We start from the raw sequence: 24763 nt of genomic DNA, 5'->3' as shown, positions 1-24763 counted from the left end.
GAAAACCCTCTATTTTTCACTCTTCTTCTTTGGAAACACCAGGTCGGCTTCGTAATTGATTGAAGATCTCCTGTTTGAGCTTACATTTATCGTACCTGACCCTGGGAAAAGCGTAAGTTGCACATCATATACATCTTTGGTGGTAACCACACGAAGTGTCATCTGAACCTTTCTCTTCTTCTCATCTTTGCGGATGTCTATCTTATTTATTGGTTCATCAAACTCAATAGCACCACCACCATTATAATCCACACTATATGCCCGTCCAAAGAATGGCAAATAGGCTTCTACACTATCTCCTTTTAGTTTAAGGGAGTATCCTTCGCCTTGTATTTGTCGTGTACCACTATTAAAATTCACACGAGTAGCTTCAAGATTAAACTCTCCTGATGCTATATCCTTCACCATCTCTTGGTAAGCTTGGGCTTTTTTCTCTTTTCTTGATTGGGCTTGAATTGTATAAACAAATAGTATACAGATCAATATCACAGTGAACAGTCTCTTAATCATAATTAATAAGGGTTAGTTTTGTATATATATCTAATTAACAATATTCAGGCCAAAAGGATTATCCCAACGGATAAAATAGATGTTTTGCATCTTTACATCTACTATCCATGACGATCTATTAGGAGCCAGATAGCACCCTCATAGGTGTCTCATAGGACTCTCCTTCGTCTATTGGTCACATATTGCATATCCACGGCTCATATATTGGTCACCCTCTCTTTGCATTTATGTGAAGGAAGCGTGAGTGGTATGTGACCAATATGTGAGTAATATATGAACAGTAGACGAAGGAGAGTCCTATGAGACACCTATGAGGGTGGGATCGAATGTGAATTTATCTATCGTCAGATTGTAGTGTTAAAAAAGGTAGTACGACCCATTATTCTTTCAGAAACAGGCTTAATAATGAACATATGTTCATTATATTTGCAACAAATTAAAAATAGATGGGACGTAAGAAGAGTGTTCGAGTTGTAGAGACTCCCCCAATGATGAAAGGATATAGTCCCTTTGGCATCTCATGCCCGAAGAGAGAAAAGGTTGTTCTTAACATCGAAGAGTATGAGGCAGTACGCTTGATCGATTATATGCATTTAAAACAGGCAGAGGCAGCGGAACAGATGAATGTTTCTCGCCCCACACTGACCCGCATCTACGATAAAGCTAGAAGTAAGATTGCAACAGCTTTTGTAGAGGGCAAAGAGATATTTATGGAGGGTGGAGCATTCGAGTATACATCAGTATGGTATCGATGTAAACGGTGTCATCGCATCTTTAAAGAGACCCAAGAGCACAAGCCATGTAATGGTTGTAAGTTTTACGGATCAGATGAGTTAGAAACATTATAACGTTTAAATATAAAGGAGCTTGATTATGAAAATTGTAGTACCAGCATCAAAGAGCAATACGATTGACCACCATTTTGGACATTGTCACTCTTTCAAAGTATTTGTAGTAGATGCAAACAATCAGATTGAAGAAATCATCGATGTGGAATCCCCAGAGGGGTGTGGATGTAAATCGAATATTGCAACCACACTAAAAGAGATGGGGGTTGAGTTGATGTTAGCAGGCAATATGGGCAATGGCGCCATCAATAAACTTTCGAATGCTGGGATCAAAGTGATTAAGGGCTGTGAAGGAGATATTCAGAAATGTGTAGAAGATTATCTAGCAGGAGCATTACGTGTGGTAGATATCCAGTGTGATCACCACGACTGTAGCCACCACTAGCAGCATCGACCTAAGAATCAAAGAGGTTAGAAGTACAGCACCGTTTATTTTTTATTCAAATTACTGTTTGACATAGATGAATAAACGGTTCTGTTCTCAATATTTTATCACAAGGTTACTTTAGTAATTGGAAATATAAGTCTAGATGTTTTCTCAACAGTTTCTTGTACTGTTCTAGATCTCTATTTTTTAGAGATTCGATAATATCGGCATGTGTTACGGCCTCATCTCCAACATTGAGATTTGCCTCTTTTCCTTCGAATATCTCATCATAATTCTCTTTGATGAATTCAAATAGCGGGAATACAATACGTTGGAAGTCTGCCACCGAACTGTTCCCACAGATCTGAAGAAGTCGCATGTGAAACTGTGCATCGCTCTCTGGATCAAAACGATTGTTTTTATACTTAATCTCGCGTGCTTGAATCACCTCAAGATCTTTAATATCTTCCTCAGTAAGGTTGATGAAAATAAACTCAGCGGCACCCATCTCTAATACCAAACGAAAACCAAGCAAGTCTAAGAGCGTCTCTTTACTAAGAAGACGTGGGTTTACGACCCTCTCAAAGCCATTAAACAAAGAGGGTTCTTTCAAGATCATCCCTTTCCCTGGTTTTGAATCAATGAGTCCAACCATACGAAAACGACTTAATGCTTCACGAATCACACTTCGCCCGACTCCAAGTAGATCTGTCAACTCTATTTCACCAGGCAAACTATCTCCTGGTTTTAGATTGGCTTTTCTAAAATAAGCTAGTAGATTCTTTTCCACCATGTCTACCAAAGAGGTCTTTTGAACGGCTTGAATTTTATTTCTTTGCATATAAGCTATTATTAATAATATAGAAAAGGACTTTACAAAATTAACGAATTAAAAGAGAGTATTAAAATATATCGTGAATCAACTAAAGTTAATAATCCCTTTTCTATTTTAGATTGAGAGCTATGGAGTTACAGCTATATCTTGTTTATACAAAATAGTATCATAGTAATTATAGATGTACAAATGTCCCCTTCTTTCTATCTTTCCAATCCACTTTTGGGAGTCTATCGATAAGAAAGAGGGAGACAAGGTGTCAATAGATCGTGTATACTTTTATCGTTTAAAAGTGGTCGGCGATAATGAGTTCTCTTTTCTGTTTTGGCGTCAATAGCTCTTTTAATGGGATCGATTGGAATGTCATCCACGACACACTTCCTTCATATAAAATACCAATATTTTCATTATCGATAGAAGTCAGGCATGAATATCCAGCACCCCTCCCCGCGTCTAACTCCATCCAGAATTGCTTAGGCCAAGTTTTGCCATCATCAAAGCTTACTTTAATGGTTTGGTGAGAACGACTGCGTTTAGAGTTAGGGTTAGAGAACAATAAAACATGTTTCTTCTCGCCTTCTTCGATATAATCATGACGAATAATCGAAGCCATACATACAGGCTCTATTAATGCATTGTGAGAAGTAGAAGATGGGGTCCAACTATCCCCTAAATCTTGGGTAATAGCAATGTTACGCCCGTTGTTATCGCCTTTATTCTTTCTATTCCTATTGTCTCTCATATTAAGCATGATACTACCATCACCGAGTTCTACAGCCATACACTCTGTCGTGTTGTGGGCTGCTGGTGCAGAAGTTGTCCATGTTTTACCACCATCCTTACTGTAGGTAATGTTTGAGAAAGGAAGTCCTTTCTTGTCACGTCCTTGAGTTGGAAAAACCAAAGTACCATCTTTCAACGTAATACCAGCACCTGGAGCAGGGGCATACAACCACCACTCTTTCTTCTTACACATTTGTGTAATGTTGACTGGATCACTCCATGTTTTGCCATCATCACTACTTTTGGTGATCAAGAATTGAGAGGTCTGCTTGACATCTAATCCCGCTTGTGAACCTCTGTTTCTCCACTGGTGATTCCAAGCACTGCTCTCTTCATTCAACCCCTCAAGCCATTTGCCTTCGGGACTTATCACCCCATACATCCATAATCCTGCGATAAAGATGTCTCCTGTGTTCTTATCAACCAATATATTCGCATCACTAACTCCATTGAACTTTTCAGGTAAGTTGCCCCATGCACCCATATCTAGAGCAATACGCATTGGTTCCCAACTCTTCCCTTTATCGGTACTTCGACTTACCCCAATATCAATATTTCCTTGAAGATCTCGACCTTTGTCTCGCCTCACATCATAGATCGCCAATAGTGTTCCATCATTGGTGGTGGTTAATCCAGGGATACGATAAGTGTGTACTCCATCCACTCCTTTATCACGCACCGAAACTCCTAGTCGTTGTTTGGAAACAAACGTGTCATTAGAAGGTATTAACCTTTTACCATCCACTGTTAACTCCGATAACTTTGTAGAGATATGTCCTTGTGCAGACGCATTTTTAGAGACATGACAACTGACCCACAGGTGGTTCACTCCACGCTTCATAAACTGCTTTCCCTTAAAAGTAATTTTGCCTGACGTCACAGAAGATGGAGATCCGAAAAGAACTGCATTATTAAAGAGTTCATGACTTCCTGTAAAATAGAGTTTTACGTTATCAATGTTATGCTTATCCGTGTTTAGTATATCCACCACCACTTCACTTAACTCTGCCAGATCATTGGGATTGTTAAATGTGATCTTCATCACCTGATTATCTAACTCATTCTTCAATACAGGGTAGACACTCGCTGTCTGCTTAAGGTTATCACTCTTCTGTGGTAGATTCCCTGTACAGCTTACCATTAGACCTCCTGTTATCATTAAAGAAGTCATCATCATCTTAATGCAATTCACCATATCATTTTTTTATTTTAGATTGCTTATTTTAGGCTCTAATTTCGTTATTAATAAAACGATATTAACACAATTCATATCTCTTTTTTGAAATGAGGACTTGCAGCGAATCGTATAGCCACAAGTCCTATAATCATCTATCTAAATCTAGGACGGAGTGATTCCACTATATCCATTATTTTGCTTCAATAAATCGTTATCTCTTAAATCATCATCAGAAAGAGGCCACAGCAAAGGTGTTGTTTTGCCTCTAAGGTTAGGGACCATGTCATATATATTGATCGTACCCCATGCATTTGCTCTGACTAGATCTGGCCACCTCTTTAGCTCCAAGAACATCTCTCTAAACCTTTCGTTAAGAATTTCTTTCTCAACAGTATCCTTATCAGCAGCACCTGCATAATCACCAGTATTTGCTCGTCGACGTACTTGATTAAGGTCTGATATAGCACCCGACACATCACCAGATCCTGCTTTGGCTTCTGCTCTCAATAAAAGAAGTCCTCCCCAACGGTAAAGAATCACATCATCGTCAAATACACGATCCTGAAGATCGTCGTAGTAAGTTCCTCTAAATTTATTGGTTACAGGAGTAAGGCTATCCCACGCCGTACAGATAATCACTGTATTATTATCTTCACCTTCATATCCGATAATATCTCTTTGATCACCAAACATCTTAAAGCCACCATCTGGAGTCGTTAACGTATAGGTTCCACTCTCATAATCGCTCGTACTTATTCTCTCAGAAACCTCTACCATCAATGGATACAGGATAGATACCCCACGACGTGTATCATTGATATTGGCATCATAAGCATGCTCTAACTCTAAAGATGGAGCATATACAGCTCTTGCTCTTCCACCTTCTGTTCGAGCGATATCGGCTTGATTATGAGCATTAGCCAAGTTTCCATATCCTGGTTTTGATCTACTTCCATATTGAGATGCTTGTTCATAACGATCGAAATGTGTTGCATAAACAATTTCGCTATTCGTTTTATTGCTTGAGTCGAAGATTCTTGCATAGTCGTCACCCAAAGAGACACTCGTATTAGATTCGATCCAATTGATCGATGTAATAGCCGCTCTAAGATCCTCTACACCTCCACCTAATACTTTACCTTTGTACATAAGCACATCAGCTTTCAGTGCATGTGTTGCAGCTTTTGACCAGTAGTTTTTGTTAGATAGATTGTCTGAAGGATAAAGAGTTATAGCCTCCTCAATATCTCTGATTATCTGAACCATTACATCTACAACAGGAGTTCTTGCAATAATTTTACTACCACTTCCTGTATAAACAGAAGTGACTAAAGGAACATCACCCCATGTTTTAATCATCTTAAAATAGGTGTGGGCTCTCATAGATAATGCCGAAGCCAAGATTTGATTCTTAGTATTACCACGAGCTCCAAAGTTCACTGTACTCCCCTCGTTATACAACTGGTTAAAATGGAATATAGCATTATAGTATTTAGTCATATCCGCCGTATTCTCTTTATCTAAATATTGACTCCATGCATTAGATGCAGGACCAATATCACCAGGGATAAAAGAGTCTCCTCTATCTTCCTCAAGGTATGTTTCGTTATTTATATCCCGAAACTTATCGTTACAGCCATTATAGTAGGCAATCACATCATCAGGAGATGACCAAAAAGCAGAAGGATCAATGGTAGATACTTGATCTACATTTAAGAAATCAGAACAACTAGAAAGTGATCCGATAACGATGAGTAGTGCTATTATATAGTTTTTAAATTTCATATGATTGGTCTTTAGAAGGTGAATCGTGCTGAGAAATTAAACTGTAGAGGGTTAGGATATGTTCCGACCTCTTTACCATCATAATGTTCTGGGGTTAATCCATCAAAAGCAGTAATGTATCCCAAGTTATATACCCCTGCAGCGAGGTTTAGTCCTTTCAACCTCAATGTCTTCATAAAACGACTATTGGCATTAAAATCATAAGCCAAGGAGACTTCACTAAACGAGAGATAATCCCCTTTAGATACATACATATCATTATCATATGCACCATTACCAATTGGTGAGCTTCTCATATGATTTCGATATCCATTGTCCCAGTCCGATCCAGAGTTATATCTAGGGTATTTAGCATTGGTACGGTCATATCCTTCATAGGGTTCAAGTCCTTCAGCCCAGAAGATATTACCATTGGTAACGTCGTCTGTAGTCCCCATTCTGTTACGGGCATTACCATTCATTCGGGCTCTCCATCCATTGGCCACAATATGTCCTAAGCCATATCTCATCACAGTTCTCAGGGTAAATCCCTTGTAATTAACGGTACTGATAATAGAACCAATCTTGTCGGGACTTGCATATCCTTCAAAAGCCAGATCTCGTGTATCGATAGTGTCGTTACGATCACGATCTAACCACTTCACATCACCAGCATGTTTATCTTGACCTAACTTGCTTCCTGAAACTTGTGTATCATAAGGAGCATTCGCAGCCTCATCATCTGTCATATATATTCCTTCAGCTTGCCACATCCAACGCTGACCAATTCGCTCGCCTTCAGCAGTTCCTCCAACTGTTTTATAACTTTGTGATCCTTCGTCCCATACTTCTCGTCCACCGATACGATTATTCTCTTTACCATTATTAGGTAACTTAAGAACATACCCTTTATTCAAACTAAATGAAACAGACATGTCCCATTTAAAATCATTGGTTTGTATTAGTGTTGTATTGACTCCAATCTCGATCCCTTTGTTTTGGAAGATCCCAATATTGTCTTTCAACGAATTGAAACCGGTTTGGGCAGGTAAGTTATATCCATACAAACGATCTTTTGTCCTTTTGTCATAATAATCAAAATATATGGTGTGCTTATTGTTTAGAATCCCCATATCAAAACCAATATCTAATGTTGATGTTGATTCCCACACTAAATTTTGATTTCCAATTTTCGACTGAAGCACTCCTGTTGTTCCGAGATAGTTCATCCCTGTTCCGAAACTACCATAAGTGTCAGCAAGACTTACATTGTCATTACCCGCAGTACCATAGGATGCTCTAAGTTTCAATGATGACAGGACATTCGACACTTTCGATTGCTTATAGAAGTTCTCTTTATGCATATTCCATCCTCCTGATACGGAAGGGAAGAGTGCAAACTTATTCTGTTCCGTAAATCGAGATGAACCATCTCGTCTTAGACTAGCAGATAGGAGATATTTTTCATCGAAGTTATAGTTCAATCGGCCAAAATATGAGAGGGTTTTTGTGTTCCCTATTGTTGAAGAAACTCTCTCATCATCAGTAGCAGAAGCATTCAATGTCGGAACATAATCAGTAGCAGCATTCGCTCCCGACCCCTTCATATCAAAGTTATTTTCACTACGTAAACTTTGTCCAAGAAGAAGATCAATATTGTGTTTACCTATAGATTTTGTATAAGTTAAAATGTTATCCAACGTCCATTGCTCATAAGAATTATGTGTTGCATTCATTGGGCGGTTTGTAACATATGGATTGTATTTCTCAAAGAAATCATAGATGTATTCATACTTATAATAAGATGCTCTGGGCTTGAAATTTAATCCTGGTAGAATCTCCCAATCAAGACTAAAGTTCAATGTTGTACGATAGCGTGATTCATTTCTCTTTTGATAATAATCCGCATGAAGAATATTACGAGGAGACCCACCACCTTCTCCAATAGATGGAAGTCCTTCATCGGTATAAAGACGAATGGTGTGAGGCATTCTTGCAGAACGATCGGTGGCACTATTACCTGGTCCTAATTTTGATGACTTTTGGAAATCAACACCACCATTAACTTTTAGATTCTCTTTAATATTATAGGAACCATTAAATTTTGCAGAGTATCTTTTATAATTAGATCCAACAACAATACCTTTATTATCTAATGCCCCAAAACTTGCATAAAAAGTACCTTTATCATTTCCTCCATCAAAAGATACATTCATGTCGTTTATCACTCCTGTTCTAAACATTTGATTTTGATAATCAGCATCTTTAAAGATCAATTTCTGACCCGTTACGGGATCTACCATTGTTTGAAAACCTTGGTTTGTTAATAGGTCATTTACATAGTCTTGACCGTTCACCGATACCAACTCATCATAAAACTCTGTTGTACTTACAGAGTTGCCATACCCACTTCCTTGTTTGCCTGAATAGTTTGCGTTTCCAGTACCATAACCGTATGATGGATCAGTAAGACGTGATTTGGAATTTGTATCTAACTCCTGGTTTGCAGCAACACGTGATGCCCATAAATAGTCTTGAGCATTAGAGAATGGGTATTTACGAGCTTGTTGGTTTATGGTCATCCCATACTTCACATTTACATTACCAAAACCATTTGAATTCTTACCTTTCTTGGTACTAATTACAATAACTCCAGCAGCCCCTCTTGCTCCATAAATAGATGCAGAGGCACCATCTTTCAATACCTGCATCGATTCAATGTCTTCGGCATTTAAGTCGTTCATATTCTCACGAATAACCCCATCAATTACATATAGAGGTGTTCCATTCCCTGGAGATGTTCCTCCTCGAATTAATACTTTTGGGGTACTTCCAGGTTGGCCTGTTGTAACACGAATATCAACGCCAGGCACTTTACCTTGAACAGATAGCAATGCATTGCCAGAAGGAGTGGTAGCAAGCTCTTTATCATCCACTTTAGTCACAGCTGATGTTATTGTAGCTCTTGATTGTTTACCATATCCAATGGCAACCACCTCATCCAAACCAATGGCACTTGGTTGTAGTGTAATTTCGAAATTTGATTTTTTTTCTGTAGATATTGTCTGGGACTCAAGACCAACGAAAGATATCGTTATTTGAGCTTGAATTGGAACCTTAAGGTTAAAAGCTCCATCAACATTTGTGACCGTACCATTTGTAGTACCTTTTTGAACAACAGTTGCACCAGGAAGGGGGATTCCTTTTTCATCTTTGACAACTCCGTTAACAGATCTATTCTGTGCAATTAGGCTATTAACACTAAATATCAGTATAAATAGTAGCCACGCAAACGATTTATTAAACCGACTGTTTACAATGAGCTTAGATTTTTGCATATTCGCATGATTTTAGTTAGTTATTATTAATTAGCTATTTATAGTGGGAGAGGATAAGAGGTGAGAATTTTACCTCTCCCGTCTATTTATTATCTATGATATTTCATAAAATCCTATCTCTTTTAAATCCTTATTAATATTATCTAATACATCTTGTCCATAGTAAGGAAGATGGGCTCTACATGGTCCACACTCTATGCCAATAAGGTTCATTATTGCTTTTCCAGCAATCACTCCACCACCATATTTGATTAAGACTTCCACTACTTTTATCGAAATGTCTTGCAGTCTTTGTGCTTCGGCAATATCTCCTTTCTCAAAGGCATCTCTTAGTGAGAGGTATACAGACGCGATATAGTTGTATGTACTTCCTACTCCACCTTTTGCTCCCATGGCTAAGCCTGAAAGTAGAATTTCATCATATCCGTGAAGAATATCGAATTTACCCTCTTTATATTGGATACATTGACGCATCTCCATTAAGTTATTGTGAGTAAATTTAATACCTGCAAGATTCGAGATACGCTCCTCTGCTAGTTCTAAAAAGGATAGCATTGAAACTGTTACATTGGAAGTTGCTGGCATATGATAGTAATAGAAAGGAGTATTAGGACAAGCACCTGCAACCTCTTCACAAAACCGTACTAGATCTGATGCAGTTGAAGGAGGTAGAAAACAAGGCCCCATACATCCGACAGCAAAAGCACCATTAACTTCGGCGTGAGCAGCAAGCTCGGCAGACTGTTTGACACTTGTAGATCCGACATGAACAATCACATGAAAATTATCACTTTGGTGCTTTAACCAAGCTTCTGCCACCTGTTTTCTTTCACATAATGACATTAACATCCCTTCTCCAGTGGTTCCATTAATGAAAACGCCTGATAAACCATCCTCTTTAAGTTTGGTTGCATATTTTGCAATCACTTCCACATTAACTGAACCATCCTCAAACATAGGAGTAAACGGAGCAGCTATAAAACCTGTAATTTTCTTCTTGTTAAAATTCATCTATATATATTTAGTAGATACTAACCTATTTTGATTTAGGCAGTATTATATGAAACATCACTCCTAATAGACAACATATTACGACACCTGTTGCTGTATATAGCAGTAGGTGAAGATTTGTGAAATTCGAAATAATCACTTGTAGTATAATGGTAAGAATAAATGCTACTGAGGCAGAACGACCATCCACTTTAGGAAATAGAACCCCCAAAAGGAATAGACCTCCAAGGCCACCAATAATAAGACCTAACACTTTATTAAATGTATCCCATAACGACTTGATCTCCATTCCAGCCATTAATAGTGCAAATGAGGTGCCTAAAAGACCAATGACCAGTGTCGCGCGTTTTGCTATGACCATTGATTTATTTGAAGAGTTGAACACTCTAAAATGAAAATCGATACAGTAGGATGTTGCTGCTGAGTTAATACTACTTGAAACACTTGACATTGCTGCAGCAAAGATCCCACTGATAAGTATGCCAACAATGCCATTTGGCAATTCATTTGTTATATACCATGGGAATATACTATCACCATTTACTAATGCGTAGTTCATGTCTGCAGGGTGTTGTTTATAGAAAACATACAGTGCCGTTCCAACGAAAAAGAATATGAAGGTTGCAGGAATCGTCAAGATTGCATTTGTCCACACACTCTTTTGCGCACTACGTGTATCAGGGGTAGTTAAATATCTTTGTACCATCGTTTGATCAGAAGCATACGTAGAGAATTGATTAAATAACCCGCCTATAAGAACAACCCATAACGTAGGCTGCCTCCAATCGAACGCAGTATTGAAAGCTTCAATTTTTTGATCGGATATAGCCACTTTCATTATTCCAGTAAAGCCTCCGTCTACTTGATTTGCGATAAGAAATAGAGATAGAATGGCACCACCAAGTAAGACTACAACTTGCATTGCATCAGTCCATATTACAGCTTCGATTCCCCCCATAAGAGTATACAGAAGGCTTAAAACTCCCATCATTGATATGCATACATAAATATCAATACCTGTAACCACATTTAAAGCAATCGCGGGAAGAAATAATACCACTCCCATTCTACCTATCTGGTATAAAATAAAAGATGCGCTTCCAGCAGCCCTTAAAAAGTAGTTAAATCGTATCTCAAGGTATTCATAAGCTGTAGTTATGTTTTGCTTTCTGAAGTATGGGATAAATATATAGACAATAAGAGGAGCAACTGCGATAACACCTAGATTGAGCCATACATAAGACCAATTAGTTGCATAAGATTTAGCTGGAATTGCCATAAAGGTTATCGCACTCAAAGCAGTTCCGAAAATACTTAACCCTGCTGCCCACCATGGTACTCGGCCACCTCCTTTAAAGTAATCATCTGTGTTTTTTTGTCGTTTAGAAAAGTAGTATCCGATCCATATCAATAAACTAAAATACACAATTAACACCAATATATTCAACCAACCTAACGACTGTTTATGTGACACAAATTGCCCTTCAACGATCCACGGCGTACGTACTCCTGGTCGTACCTCTCCACTTACCACATAAAACTTATTCTTGTGTTTTGCGAAAGAAGCTGTAGCAACGCCCCCATTCGGCAATTTACCATCTACAACAAGCTCATTGGTAATAGTATTATAAACATACACATGATTAGGAAAGCCTGGATGGTTTTCATAATATGATACTAGTGCTTCATTGATATCTGTATCATTTGTGTCAGATTGCTGGGCACCTTTAAGTCGCATCTCTTCTACTAACAAACGACCATCCGTTCCTGTCGGAAATACAATGAATGATTGACCAGAACCAAATGCATTACCAGCCATTATAGGGAAGCTCCCTGACAGTTTTGACCACTTGCTTAATATAGGATCGTATTTGAGTCCCGAATCTAATACTTCTATCTTTTTCCCTTTCTCTATTGATCTTCCACCAATTAGATAGATTGCTTTCTTTTCACCATCACTTTGAACTACCATGGTACTGTAGGCCCTTGATGGACCAGGGAAAGAAGGTAGTTGTTCCCATTGAACATGCCTACGGTTTAAGTCTGAGACATCTAGTTGAAAGAATAAGTTCGTTGATACTTTCGTCCCTTTATCAGTGACTCCTCCTGCAACATAAACCTTGTCGTTTAATATTACACAACTAAGATTCGACAATGGAAGAGGTAGAGACGGAAGTTTTTTGTATGATACGTCTAAAGTACTTAACTCTAAATCCAGTAGAGTGACATCCGAAGATATACGATGACCATTTTCTCCTCCAATAAACATCAGTCCCTCTTCGGTACTCACTGTTCCACCATATGCAATACTATTTAAATAGTGCTCTTTTTTACTATTCCAATGAAGTCCATTCCTATCAACTTTCCCTATAAAAATATCATTATGATATTGTTTCTTACCACCTTCCCATGGCATACCTGCGGGGAAATTTGCTCCTCCAACAACAACTAAATAATCTCCAATGAAACCACTAAAAGTTCCTGCACGACCAACACCGTGATCTACTGACTCAGGCAACTTTGAAATATTCCTCCATTCAAATCCTTTTCCAATGCAGTTATTAGAAATCACAGATGTAATCATAAACATTATGACACATAGAGTTTTAATCAAATTCATTCTATGAAATAAAGTCTTTATCATTTTATGACTATTTTAGTTATTGCTTAGATAGTTAATCAGTTTGTATGACAAACCTACAACATTAGCAATACAAATCAAATATTGTACGAACTGTTATGAAACATATTTAGTACTTCCTCATAAACAACGAGTTGCATAACCAATAAAAATGGAACCTTAAAATCGGATACCGTACCTTTATAAATCAACAATTCCTTATGTTATTGATAAGATTATTAGCATCTTTGATGGTGAAGTTAACCATAAAACAAAGTATAACCAGATGAAAAGAAGAGATTTCATTAAACTAACAGGAGCAGCAACAGGTGCGATTGTTACCACTCAATTACAAGCAAAGAATGGAGACAAACAACAGGAGTTACCTAACGTTGTTGTTGTTCACACCGATCAACAGAGTACATGGACTTTAGGGAGCTACGGTGGAACTATTGTTAAAACACCATTCATTGACTCTCTTGCAGACGAAGGAGCGAAACTGAACAATTTCTACTGTAATGTAGGAGTATGTACCCCTTCACGAGGTTGTTTCTTCTCGGGTCAGTATCCAGACCAAAATGGAGCAGTACATAATGATAAACCTCTTAACCGAGATGTGGAGACATTCGGTGAGATGGCACGACGTAATGGCTATAATACAGCTTACTTTGGAAAATGGCACTTAGATGGAGATGCTAAACCTGGTTTTATGAAACCAGATCGTTCTATGGGATTTACCGATTGTGAGCACATGTGGAATCGTGGTCATTGGAAAACAATCAATGACAATGCACCAAGGGTTTCTGATAAAATTGGAGATAAAGAGCATTATACCACAGATTATATCTCTGATAAAACGATTGATTTCATCAAGAGTCAAGAAAAGAATCAACCTTTTATGGCAGTTTTATCTATTCCAGATCCCCACACTCCATTCAAAGTAAGAGCACCATATAATCAATTAGTGAACCCTGATTTGATGTCAATCCCAGAAAGTTTTGATCAAAAAGATACGCCTGTATGGATCAAACAGCACCATTGGCATAACCCGAAACATACACTAGAAGATTTCAAAGAAGCAAAGGCACAATACTATGCTATGGTAAAGTGTATTGATGACAACGTGGGTAAAATCATTAATACACTGAAAGACAAAGGTGTATATGATAACACCATCATCGTTTTTACTACGGATCATGGCGAGTATATGGGAGAACACGGAGGATTGCTAGGAAAGAATAATTTCTACCAAAACGCTTATCGTATTCCATTTCTTATCCGTTTTCCTAAGAAGATTAAACCAGGAACGGTAGTAAAACAGCACGTTACAACAGTAGATTTCAAATCTACTTTAGCATCACTAATGGGAGTTACTCCAGAGAAATCAAGTGATGGTAGAGATATGACCCCATTACTAGAGTCTAAGGTAGACACAATGGTCGACGATTATGCAATTGTTTGTCGTCATGGTAGAAATATTAAATCGGCTTTTATTGGGCTGTATAACGATGATTATTCTATTTGCTATAGCAATACAGGCAAAGACCATATGCTTTTTGATATGAAGAAAGATCCTCTACAGATGGATAATCTTTTTGATGATCGTAAATATCGCAAAGTTAAAAAAGAGCTAACAAAGGTGCTTGTATCTCATGTTGATACATATCAGAACAAGTTCCAATGGCTTAAAGACCATATTTAAATAATAAAAAGGGGGGATTACTTAGTAGTCTCTCCTTCATAAACTATTCATAATGAAGAAAAGTCACAAGACACAACTATTTATCATCTTGATTGGTGGGGTATGTCTCTTATTTTTTAAGATCTCTATCTTTAAAACGACTGAGATAGAGGCACAATATCAATTAAAGACGATCGTTAAAGAGATCAATCGTAAATGTCCAACAACTATTGATGAAGGACTAAAATTAGATAGTGCAAGCACATCATACGATACGCTTCATTACTATCTAACATTTCCATTTCTAAAGCTTGACCCGGTGTTTAATGACGAACGTAAGTCTCGAATTGAACTAAATGCTGTTCGTTTTCTAAAACAAAGAGCAAATATGAAGTATTTCCGTGAAGAAGAGACTCCTTTAGTATACCACTACTTCGACATGTACAAAGAAGAGATGTTTAAGATTGGTATTCAATATCAAGAAGATGGAAGGGTTAAAAAGTTATTCTAGGTAACTTTTTAACTCTCTCTAATATCATTATTTTGAATATACTCTGTTGGAGTGACTCCTGTATATTTCTTGAAGATACGATAGAATGAGGTTTTTGAATTAAACCCACAATCTTCAGCTATACCTAAAAGGGTATAATCTTTGTATGTGGGATCTTTCAATCGCTTCTTTACCTCTTCAATTCGATATCCATTGATTAGATCATTAAAATTAGTTTTCAATCCATCACGAAGCACTACGGATAGATGGGACATCGAGATATGAAGATGTTTTGCAAATAGATGTTTGTTTAAGTTTCGATCCAGATACCACACATTATCTTTTAATGCCTGTCGTATTCGTTGACCTTCTAATACAATTTCATTATCAGAGACCAATTCATTTAAGCCAGCAGCTTCAGACAATGTCTCCTCTACTTCTTCATCCATTTCAGTGAAATCCATAACCTTTTTATCCTTTTTCCGTATCATATAGATGAGTACCACAAAAAAGGTGACACCAAGAATAGAGAAAATTAGATACCATGATGCTCTTGTAAATGAGCTCTGGGCAAAATGGAGTGTTATATGCTTTGTACTAGGAAGGCCTTCATTATTCGTACTCTTAATTTTAACTGAGAACTCTTTCTTATTGGATATAGGAAAGGTAACATAAGTTTGAGATTCTGGAAGCCAAATCCATTTAGACTCTCCATCTAACTGATATGCAAAGCGACATTTCGACTGATCTAATGTATTTAATACTGCTAAGTTCACTGTTACATCAGTGATATCCGATGGTAAGTCAATTATTTGAAGTCCTCCTCTTTCCTTATATAGATCAGTCCTCGAAACCAATAGTTCTTTTTCATCCTTCTGCTGTAACTTTACAGAAACGACCCCAACCTTAGTGACACTCCTTTTAGGGTTAAAATCCACAGGTTTAAATCGATTCAAACCATTATTACCCCCCATATATATATAACGCGTATTCTTCGCGTCTACATTATACTCAAACACGTTAGATTGAAGTCCATCAGCTACAGTAAACTGAGAATAGACATCACGCTCAACATCTATACAACGAATACCACTATTGGTTCCGATCCACAATCTACCACGAACATCTTCTTGAATACTCAAAACCATCACGTCAACTTCAACCATCGACGATTTAAACTTGCGAAAGTGATTGTTTACTTGATCATAGACAGCAAGACCTTTCCCTGTTCCGACCCATAAAACACCTCTTGAGTCCTCATAGAAACAGAATATTTTATCTGAAACAGTATTCTTGTCATCAAATTTGGTCGAATACAATTCAAATGTATCAGAATCTTCTAAATAGCGACAAATACCACGATTATGAGTACCGACCCATAAAGTTCCATTGCTGGTTTGATAGAGTGATTTAATATTTCTTGATGGCAGGTAGCCATTCTCCTTCTTTACTGGATATTTCTTTATAAACCTTGTTTGTGGATTATAACGAAGTAAACCGGTATTCATTCCAACCACCCAATATTCACCTGATGTTGAATGTAACATAGAAAGAATAGGCTCATTAGAGATCGGAAGACCATAAAAATTAGAACGACTCAACTTGCGACTTCCCCTATCAAGTCTTAAGATTCCTCTATCTGTACCAAAAAAGATTTTCTTATGGTGATCGACCATTCCACAACGAATTGAATATGCTTTCTTGTCCACTCCCGCAGGAAACTTCACAGGATAGATCTTATTCTCTTCTGAATTTAAGAGATCAACCCCTTCATTTAATGTTGCAATCCATAAATATCTATTTGTCGATGGGTCTTGAAGGATTACCCGCAACAAATTTCCCGACAACGACTTCTCATTATCTTCTTGGAACCGGAAAAGGTCAAATCCAAATCGACTCTTCAACATACTAAAGATCCCAAGTCTAGATCCTATGATAAACTGTTCATGATTCCACTTTCCTATGTATAGAACACCATCATTTTCAATCTGTAGATCTTGGTCTCCAGTATTCTTAACCAAAGATAACTTACGAATATGTGTTTCATACTTGTATATCCCATTATCTGTACCAACAAAAACATCATTAACATCATCAGAAGAGATACAATTAATCTTCAAATCGTCGAATAGTGATTGGACAGAAGGTAAGGGTTGGTAAAGGTCATCTAAACAAACTAAACCTGTGGATTTAACCAACCATATACGGTGGTCAAAATCTTCATACATAGAGAAGATTCTGCTGGTTCCGAGTTGCTTATTTCCAAATACAATAAAAGGATGCTCATTTTTATCAAATAGATGAACACCATTCCCGTCTGTTGAAACCCATAGTCGTTCTCTCGAATCGATCATCAGATCCGTAATCACACGTTTATCTTTGTTTACCTTACGATTCTTATCACTGATATATGGAAAACGTTTATCAAAAACTAACTCCTGTTGCTTCTTATCAAATCGTAATAAACCGTTTCTTGTAGCCACCAAAACAACTCCTTTGGGAGTTATCAATAGATCACTAATACTTGAAACTAGATTATAAACTGGTGATTTTGGTAGTGGTACCACCTCTCCCTTAAGAGAAACGGTATTAAATCTAAAAATACCAGCAATCGATCCAACCCATAAATACCCCTTTGCATCAACGTCTAAAGCCGTAATCTTAACATCATTGATTAGATTGTTATTTTTTATTGGGAGTTCGATTTTCTGCAACTCTTTTCCATTCCAACGGAAAAGACCATTGTTGGTCCCAATCCAATGAAAACCATTTCGATCTACGGTACTTGATGTACATAAATCAGAACCAAAGGCACCTGCAGAAGGGAATGCTTCGAATCGGTAATTATAAGCAAAAGTAGGTGTCAATAAGGACACAAATAAAATAAGTATATATATAAGTTTTCTTAGTCGCAAAGCTGAGGTATATTAATCAATAAAACACGAACGATATGCAATAGAGTCAATCCATAAGCGAAGATATTATTTTAATAAAAAGGAACCAAAATAAGGAACATTTTGAATAGAATAACAAATCACAATAAAGGTCACTAAGTTTGTAGTATATACCACATAATCTATCACCATTAAGAAACTTGATTATCAAAGAAAGACCTTCCCAATACTACATATTTATGGACACACTGCATCCTCCCTTAAAATAAGGAAAAAAGATTATATTAGGACATCACATAGCTATTAAATTAACATATATTAGTATTTACACTTTCAATTTGACTACTAAAGATAGAAAGAACTAAAACTCGTTATTAAACATGCAATACAAAAATTAGATTACAATCACTTAACTCATTGAACACTCTTTTGATTCACAAGAATAGCAAATCTCACGTCTCCTGAATATTTCATATCATTAGCAACTCCAACCTTACATACTTTCTGCACGACTCAAAGGGAGGAAAGAGTAATAATAAAAAACTTGCATCAATAGGTAATCGAATACAGATGAGGCTATAAAGGGTCAATAGTTCAATAATAACAGAGAGACACGACCAATATATAATGAAAAAGCGACTCTTCTGTGAAGAAAAGTCGCTCTAACTTATGATTATTGAATTCTACTCTGTTTTTTTGATACCTATATTAAGATTTAACTCTTTTAATGGTATTGGAAGATAAGTATGCTTCTTTGGATCGAAATTTTCACTTGAACGAAGCATCCAAGTCTGACTCTTACTGATTGGCTCTTCTTTAAGGTCTTGCATCAACTCATCTAGTTTATCTTTCATATTTCCCCAACGGGTTAGATCATGCCTCCTCTGGCCCTCAAAACACAACTCACGACTACGTTCAGAAACAAGTTCATTAAAAATCTTATCACGGTCATTAAACTGAGATGGATCAAGATTTGGAAGACCTGCTCTATTTTTCACTTGGTCGATAAACAAACGTGCTTGATCATAGTTGTTTAATTCATTATAAGCTTCTGCCTGCATTAACAATACATCTGAATAACGAATTAAAGGGAAATTAATACCAGTAAAGTTCTTATCAATACTCCCATTCTCCATGATTTTAAGCTTCAAGCCTCCATTATCTAACAACTTCCAAACACGACCTTCTTTTGTGATATAATAATCCTTTGAAAGACGTTTCTCAACTCCATTAACAAGCATATAAGGATAATCTCCATCTACATCATTACCTATTTTATAAGTATCAATTGGCAATTGCTTATAACCAGAATATAATGTAATCTTTTTCTTTCCATCAGATTTTAATGCCTGACGTCTTTCCATTCTGAAAACACCACTTTCAATCTCATCAAAACTTACACGTCGGAATTTACCAGGATTACGAGTATATCTATTACCAACATACTTAAATCCTTCAACAAAATTATCTGACTCTTTAACAACCCGAACTGATTCTCCAGTTTTAGGATCATCAACATATGTCGTATCTAAGACATTAACACGTCCTACATTATATGGTGCAACATTCCAAACATATCGCTTATCATCATTTGCATCACCTGTTGAAGTTTCGTAATCCTTAACCAATGTCAATCCAGCATAAGCATAGGCATAAGCATATGGATCTTTAATTCCAGTCATAGAACACTGTACTCCATTTAGGTTTCCAATACGACCGTGCTCATTCTTACCACTACTTCTAAGGTTGTTGAACATCACTTCAAACATCACCTCTTGATCATTCGGAGTACCTTTTATCTCGTTTCTAAAGATATCAGTATAATCAGCCATCAAAGAGTAGTTTCCTAATTTAAAAACTTCATTCCCTTGATCTACTACTTTTTGATAACATGTAGCTGTTGCAAAATCAGGAAATTTTGCTCTTTCATCGTTGTGAGTCACCCCAGCAATAGCTAGGTAGACTCTTTGTAAAAGTGCGTGAGATGCAGATTGTGTAACGCGACCTATTTCATATCCGCTACCTCCTTTTGTAGTACAATTTGCTGCAGCATATTCCAAATCAGGAATGATCACCGTTTTATAAATATCTAATGCATCAGATAATTCTTGTGCTGTATTAGCAGAGCTTCCATCTTTAATTGGAGCCAATCTCATAGGAACATTCTTAAACCAACGAACCAAATCGAAGTAGAAATAAGCACGTAAAAAACGAGCTTCCCCTATCATTCGTTTTTTCTTAATGTCATTGATTCCTTTCACAGGTTCAATATTAGTAATCAACAAATTACAAAGATTGATTCCTTCATATAGTTTACGAAAAGTTCTTTCAATATCGACATTGGTCTCATTTACTGTGTGCAGTGCAACTTCCCATGCATTATAAGTTCTTGAATAGACTGCAGCATCAGTGCCAACAGGAAAGTAGCATGATAAATTAGAACCATAAAGGCGTTCACTTCCAATGGTACTATATATCCCATTTAGCGCCAAATCAACTTGTTGCTCTGTTTGATAAAAATCACCAGCAGCGATTTGTGAATATGGCTTTACATTTAGATAGTCTTGGCATGATTGTGTCATAAAAGCCAAAGCCATAGCAGACATACCAATTATATTCTTTAATCTCATCTTCATTCTTTTTTAAGGTGACTTAGAAAGCAAGTTGCAATCCTAAAGTATACGTTTGACTCATTGGATAAGCTGAATAGTCTAATCCTGGAGTTAATGCTCCATAACGACCTACAGATACTTCTGGATCATATCCTGAATACTCTGTCCATGTAAACAAGTTCTGTGCAGAAACAGTCATTCTAAACTTGCTTAACTTCAACTTTTTCAAGGTACGTTTCCCCAAACTATATCCTAAAGACAATGTTTTTAGTCGAAGAAAAGATCCATCTTCTACAATACGATCTGAAACGAAGTTTCCTTTAGGTGGAGCACCATAAACACCTTCATTTCTAATCACATTTACCGGAGCCTCTGTATTATGATCCGAATAACGATCTGAAACAATTGGGAAATAGTTAAAGTTAGTCTTTGTCGTTGGAGTCTCTAATTCAACTCGGTTCGCATTCAACACCTCTCCACCATATGAGAACTGGAAAAAGATAGATAAATCCAAGTTCTTGTATGAGAAATTATTTGTAATACCACCAAAGAAGTCAGGATGAGGATTACCTATAATCACTCTATCATTGAAATTTATCGTTCCATCACCATTCTGGTCAATAAATTTTGCAGCTCCAGGAGCAAGTGTTCTATTTCCATTGTTTGGCACACCTTTCTTCAATACATATTTCCCATTAAGATAGTTGAAATCATCTGCGGAATAAACACCATCACTTTGAAGGCCAAACATCATACCAACAGGTTGACCAACCCTAGTAACATACTGATATTCTGAATATGCATAACTCCAGTCAGGGTTCGTATATAACTCATTCTGGTTGTCATTTAGTGCAATTGTTTTGTTTTTATTGGTTGAGATATTGAAATTAGTCGACCATTGAAACTTTCTTGTCTTGACAATTTGAGAGAAGATTGACAACTCAAAACCTTCATTCGAAATCTCTCCAATATTCTTGTGGGTTCTCTCAAAACCTGTACTTGGAGCCATATTAGCATACAACAAAAGATCTGTTGTATTTTTCTGATACCAATCAAATGTAACTCTAAGCTTCTGATCAAAGAAACCAAGATCAACCCCAATATCTTTTTGAGTGGTTGTTTCCCATTTGATATCCTCACCACCTAAGTTACTCACGATGAAACCAGGTCGATACTCCTTATTACTTCCAAAACTATAACCTGAATCAGAAAGAGGTCCCATCAACTGCATTGTAGAGAAGTCTCCAATACGATTATTACCATTCTGTCCCCAAGTCGCTCTAATCTTTAAGTTTGAAAATAAATTCAAGTCCTTCATAAAAGGCTCTTCACTCATACGATATCCAAAAGATCCAGAAGGAAAATAACCCCATTTATTGTTACCTTGAAACTTAGATGAACCATCAGCACGTAAAGTACCAGCTAATAACCATCTGTCTTTGAAACTATAGTTCAAACGACCGAAGAAAGATAACATTGTATTACCTGTTTTACTTGATGATGGTTCTTTAAATGATGTACCCAAACCAAGGTTGTTTACCCCTAAATCATCAATTGGCATTTGACCAGCATTAGCTCTTAAATTGTCACTAACACGATACTGCATCTCTTGTCCCAACAACACATTGAAAGAGTTATTTCTAATCTTCTTTTTATAGTTCAATGTATTGGTATTACTCATTGTGTAATAACGATACGTTTGAATGTAACCATTAATTCCATCAATACCACGACGACCTTGATAGGTATCATATTTGAAAAATTGCGACAGTCTACGAGAATCTTGACTAAAATTACCAACAGTCTTAAATACAAGATCTTTAGTTATCTTATAATTAAATGACGCCGTTGCTCTAAAAGCATCCAATTCGTAATTACGCTCAGTATTAGATAATGTCTTAACTGGGTTAAAACGAAGATTTTCACGATCATCTAACTGAATACCATCTTCTAAACCATCGTTATTAATTGGACTTACAGGACGGAAAGTTATCGCATCACGAATAATACTAGATCTATTGTTTCCTGAAACACGAGGTCCAATCTGGTTTGTATGTGTATAAGTGAAGTTAAGAACAATTTGACTCTTTTGGTTGAATTTATGATCCAACTTCAACTGTGCATTCCATTTCTGAAAACCGGTACCAATCATAGTACCTTTTTGATCAGTAGCACTCACTGAAGCATAATGTCGTGTTGATTGATTACCTCCAGACAAGTTCACGTTTGCTTGATTTAGAACACCTGTTCTGAAAATCTCATCTTGCCAATTTGTCGCTTTAGCATCACGGTATAATTCTGGATCAACCCAATACTTCTGGAAATTTGACAAGTAAGTTCCTCCTGTAGCCTCAGCTACTTCTTTTTGCAACAATACAAAGTGATAAGGGTCTAACACGTCTAAAGTACGTGGAATGCGCTGAATACCTGAATTAAGCGTAATATTGATACGAGTAGGTCCTACTTTACCACCTTTTGTTGTAATCAACACAACACCATTCGCAGCTCTAGAACCATAGATTGCTGATGCAGCAGCATCTTTCAATACATCCATAGACTCAATATCGTTGGTAGAAAGAGAACCGGGATCAAATGAAGGCATTGCAACACCATCCACGACATATAGAGGAGAGTTATCTCCAGTAACCGAATTTCCTCCACGAATAACGATCTTCATACCACTACCAGGTGTACCATCAGCAGCACTAACTTGAACACCAGACATTCGACCAGCAAGAGCTTCATCAAAGTTTGCGACAGGAGCCTTTGCTAAATCATCTGCTCTCACAGAAGCAATACTACTTGTTACATCTTTTACACTTTGTGAACCATAACCAACTGCAACAACCTCACCAAGAGCCTGTATATCGCTTTCTAATGTAAGATCAATCTTCGATCTACCTTTTACAGGCATGGATACACTCTTATAACCAATGAATGAGAAGACTAGTATCTTTTTAGAGGTCGTTTTAAGTGTATAATGACCATCCATGTTTGTAATAGTACCATTGGTAGTTCCTTTTACTACAACAGTGACTCCTGGGAGTGGAGCTCCAGTATCATCCTTAACAATACCGGTCACTTTTAGCGATTGTGCCATACTCATAAATCCAACGCAGAAGGTTAGAACCATTGTGAGCACAAAATTCATTTTTATATTTAGTTTCATAAACTGCATAAAATTGGTAATGAACAATTATTTTTTTGCTGCAACCTTTACTCTTGAAATAAAGTAGTTCCTAGTCATATGCATAATATTAGAGTCTTTTCCATCTGTCTTAGCTCTAAATGCAATGTGTACACTTTTTCCAACGTACTTCTTTAAAGAGATGTACTGTGACTTAGTCTCAGAAAGCTTATGAAAAGAAGTATAGGGCAACTCTTTCCATGTAGCACTTTTTACATCTCCCTTAAAATCAGTAGAGATTAACACATAAAATTCATTCACAGAATCAACACCCCAATTAGAGCAATAATCCAACTCCATATATGCTTTCTTTACTCCCGATAGAACAATCTCAGATGAGACAACCCAATCATCATTGCGCTGTTTGTTGGGCACAAACAATAAACAATTCGTTCTTTCCCCATCAGAACCCGTACAAGACCAAATACCCCATGATTGAAGCCATTTCATATTTGGCTGCTGCTTCTCATTTTGATCTAAATCATACTGCTTAAAGTTTCCTATATTATGTTGATCGACACGTCGTTTTGCAGTATCAAAACCGTCAGTAAATAATATCGTCTCCTTCTTTGCAAAAGAAGGTGTAACGATAAGGATTAATAACAGTGTTATAATGCTGTTGTATATATTTTTCATAATTGGAATA

The 24763-nt window shown here is 37.0% G+C and carries 15 protein-coding genes; 4 read left to right on the top strand and 11 right to left on the bottom strand.

The annotated features are described in order from the left end of the window. Positions 1–9 precede the first annotated feature (9 nt). Positions 10–510 carry a DUF4251 domain-containing protein gene (locus K5X82_16225; GenBank protein QZT36775.1) on the bottom strand — a complete coding sequence of 167 codons (501 nt, stop codon included), beginning with the start codon at positions 508–510 and terminating at the stop codon, positions 10–12. 446 nt (positions 511–956) lie between these two features. Between K5X82_16225 and K5X82_16220 the strand changes: the two genes are divergently transcribed. Beyond that, positions 957–1358, top strand: coding sequence for a DUF134 domain-containing protein (locus K5X82_16220; protein QZT36774.1), 402 nt, complete (start codon positions 957–959; stop codon positions 1356–1358). 25 nt (positions 1359–1383) lie between these two features. Beyond that, positions 1384–1743 (top strand): NifB/NifX family molybdenum-iron cluster-binding protein, encoded by a 360-nt coding sequence (locus K5X82_16215; protein ID QZT36773.1) that lies wholly within the window; start codon positions 1384–1386, stop codon positions 1741–1743. A gap of 115 nt (positions 1744–1858) precedes the next feature. On the opposite strand, the gene K5X82_16210 is transcribed toward K5X82_16215, so the two are convergent. The 6 genes from K5X82_16210 to K5X82_16185 form a co-directional block, all read right to left on the bottom strand. Then, entirely contained in the window at positions 1859–2566 is a 708-nt protein-coding gene (locus K5X82_16210) for an FCD domain-containing protein (GenBank protein ID QZT36772.1), read from the bottom strand. Positions 2567–2846: 280 nt separating this feature from the next. Then, on the bottom strand, positions 2847–4538 hold the full coding sequence (locus tag K5X82_16205) for an exo-alpha-sialidase (GenBank protein ID QZT36771.1): 1692 nt from the start codon (positions 4536–4538) through the stop codon (positions 2847–2849). A 144-nt stretch (positions 4539–4682) separates the two neighbouring features. Then, positions 4683–6305, bottom strand: a complete 1623-nt coding sequence (locus K5X82_16200; protein QZT36770.1) for a RagB/SusD family nutrient uptake outer membrane protein — start codon at positions 6303–6305, stop codon at positions 4683–4685. 11 nt (positions 6306–6316) lie between these two features. Next, entirely contained in the window at positions 6317–9622 is a 3306-nt protein-coding gene (locus tag K5X82_16195) for a SusC/RagA family TonB-linked outer membrane protein (GenBank protein ID QZT36769.1), read from the bottom strand. A 93-nt stretch (positions 9623–9715) separates the two neighbouring features. Beyond that, positions 9716–10633 carry a dihydrodipicolinate synthase family protein gene (locus tag K5X82_16190; protein ID QZT36768.1) on the bottom strand — a complete coding sequence of 306 codons (918 nt, stop codon included), beginning with the start codon at positions 10631–10633 and terminating at the stop codon, positions 9716–9718. Positions 10634–10658: 25 nt separating this feature from the next. Next, complete coding sequence (locus K5X82_16185) at positions 10659–13277, bottom strand: sodium/solute symporter (GenBank protein QZT36767.1); 2619 nt, start codon at positions 13275–13277, stop codon at positions 10659–10661. Between the two features lie 262 nt (positions 13278–13539). Here K5X82_16185 and K5X82_16180 point away from each other — a divergent pair, with 262 nt between their 5' ends. Then, on the top strand, positions 13540–14955 hold the full coding sequence (locus tag K5X82_16180; GenBank protein ID QZT36766.1) for a sulfatase-like hydrolase/transferase: 1416 nt from the start codon (positions 13540–13542) through the stop codon (positions 14953–14955). Positions 14956–15007: 52 nt separating this feature from the next. Further along, a complete protein-coding gene (locus K5X82_16175; GenBank protein ID QZT36765.1) occupies positions 15008–15445 on the top strand; it encodes a hypothetical protein in 438 nt (145 codons plus the stop codon). Positions 15446–15453: 8 nt separating this feature from the next. Here the strand turns inward: K5X82_16175 and K5X82_16170 are convergent, their stop codons facing one another. The 4 genes from K5X82_16170 to K5X82_16155 all read right to left on the bottom strand — a co-directional run bounded on the left by K5X82_16170 (position 15454) and on the right by K5X82_16155 (position 24753). Next, the gene (locus tag K5X82_16170) at positions 15454–18339 is read right to left on the bottom strand and encodes a helix-turn-helix domain-containing protein (protein ID QZT36764.1); all 2886 of its coding nucleotides are present in this window, start codon (positions 18337–18339) and stop codon (positions 15454–15456) included. 662 nt (positions 18340–19001) lie between these two features. Then, positions 19002–20948, bottom strand: a complete 1947-nt coding sequence (locus K5X82_16165) for a RagB/SusD family nutrient uptake outer membrane protein (protein ID QZT36763.1) — start codon at positions 20946–20948, stop codon at positions 19002–19004. 22 nt (positions 20949–20970) lie between these two features. After that, the gene (locus K5X82_16160; protein ID QZT36762.1) at positions 20971–24099 is read right to left on the bottom strand and encodes a TonB-dependent receptor; all 3129 of its coding nucleotides are present in this window, start codon (positions 24097–24099) and stop codon (positions 20971–20973) included. 27 nt (positions 24100–24126) lie between these two features. After that, positions 24127–24753, bottom strand: coding sequence for a DUF5017 domain-containing protein (locus K5X82_16155; protein ID QZT36761.1), 627 nt, complete (start codon positions 24751–24753; stop codon positions 24127–24129). Between the last annotated feature and the right edge of the window lie 10 nt (positions 24754–24763).

Source organism: Prolixibacteraceae bacterium, assembly GCA_019856515.1.
Taxonomy (GTDB): Bacteria; Bacteroidota; Bacteroidia; order Bacteroidales; family Prolixibacteraceae; genus Halosquirtibacter; species Halosquirtibacter xylanolyticus.
This window is presented reverse-complemented; position numbering and strand designations above follow the sequence as displayed.

Excerpts from the sequence above, each read along its gene's own strand:
- K5X82_16225 (QZT36775.1), bottom strand. The coding sequence starts at position 510 with ATGATTAAGAGACTGTTCACTGTGATATTGATCTGTATACTATTTGTT.
- K5X82_16220 (QZT36774.1), top strand. The coding sequence starts at position 957 with ATGGGACGTAAGAAGAGTGTTCGAGTTGTAGAGACTCCCCCAATGATG.
- K5X82_16215 (QZT36773.1), top strand. The coding sequence starts at position 1,384 with ATGAAAATTGTAGTACCAGCATCAAAGAGCAATACGATTGACCACCAT.
- K5X82_16210 (QZT36772.1), bottom strand. The coding sequence starts at position 2,566 with ATGCAAAGAAATAAAATTCAAGCCGTTCAAAAGACCTCTTTGGTAGAC.
- K5X82_16205 (QZT36771.1), bottom strand. The coding sequence starts at position 4,538 with ATGGTGAATTGCATTAAGATGATGATGACTTCTTTAATGATAACAGGA.
- K5X82_16200 (QZT36770.1), bottom strand. The coding sequence starts at position 6,305 with ATGAAATTTAAAAACTATATAATAGCACTACTCATCGTTATCGGATCA.
- K5X82_16195 (QZT36769.1), bottom strand. The coding sequence starts at position 9,622 with ATGCAAAAATCTAAGCTCATTGTAAACAGTCGGTTTAATAAATCGTTT.
- K5X82_16190 (QZT36768.1), bottom strand. The coding sequence starts at position 10,633 with ATGAATTTTAACAAGAAGAAAATTACAGGTTTTATAGCTGCTCCGTTT.
- K5X82_16185 (QZT36767.1), bottom strand. The coding sequence starts at position 13,277 with ATGATAAAGACTTTATTTCATAGAATGAATTTGATTAAAACTCTATGT.
- K5X82_16180 (QZT36766.1), top strand. The coding sequence starts at position 13,540 with ATGAAAAGAAGAGATTTCATTAAACTAACAGGAGCAGCAACAGGTGCG.
- K5X82_16175 (QZT36765.1), top strand. The coding sequence starts at position 15,008 with ATGAAGAAAAGTCACAAGACACAACTATTTATCATCTTGATTGGTGGG.
- K5X82_16165 (QZT36763.1), bottom strand. The coding sequence starts at position 20,948 with ATGAGATTAAAGAATATAATTGGTATGTCTGCTATGGCTTTGGCTTTT.
- K5X82_16160 (QZT36762.1), bottom strand. The coding sequence starts at position 24,099 with ATGAAACTAAATATAAAAATGAATTTTGTGCTCACAATGGTTCTAACC.
- K5X82_16155 (QZT36761.1), bottom strand. The coding sequence starts at position 24,753 with ATGAAAAATATATACAACAGCATTATAACACTGTTATTAATCCTTATC.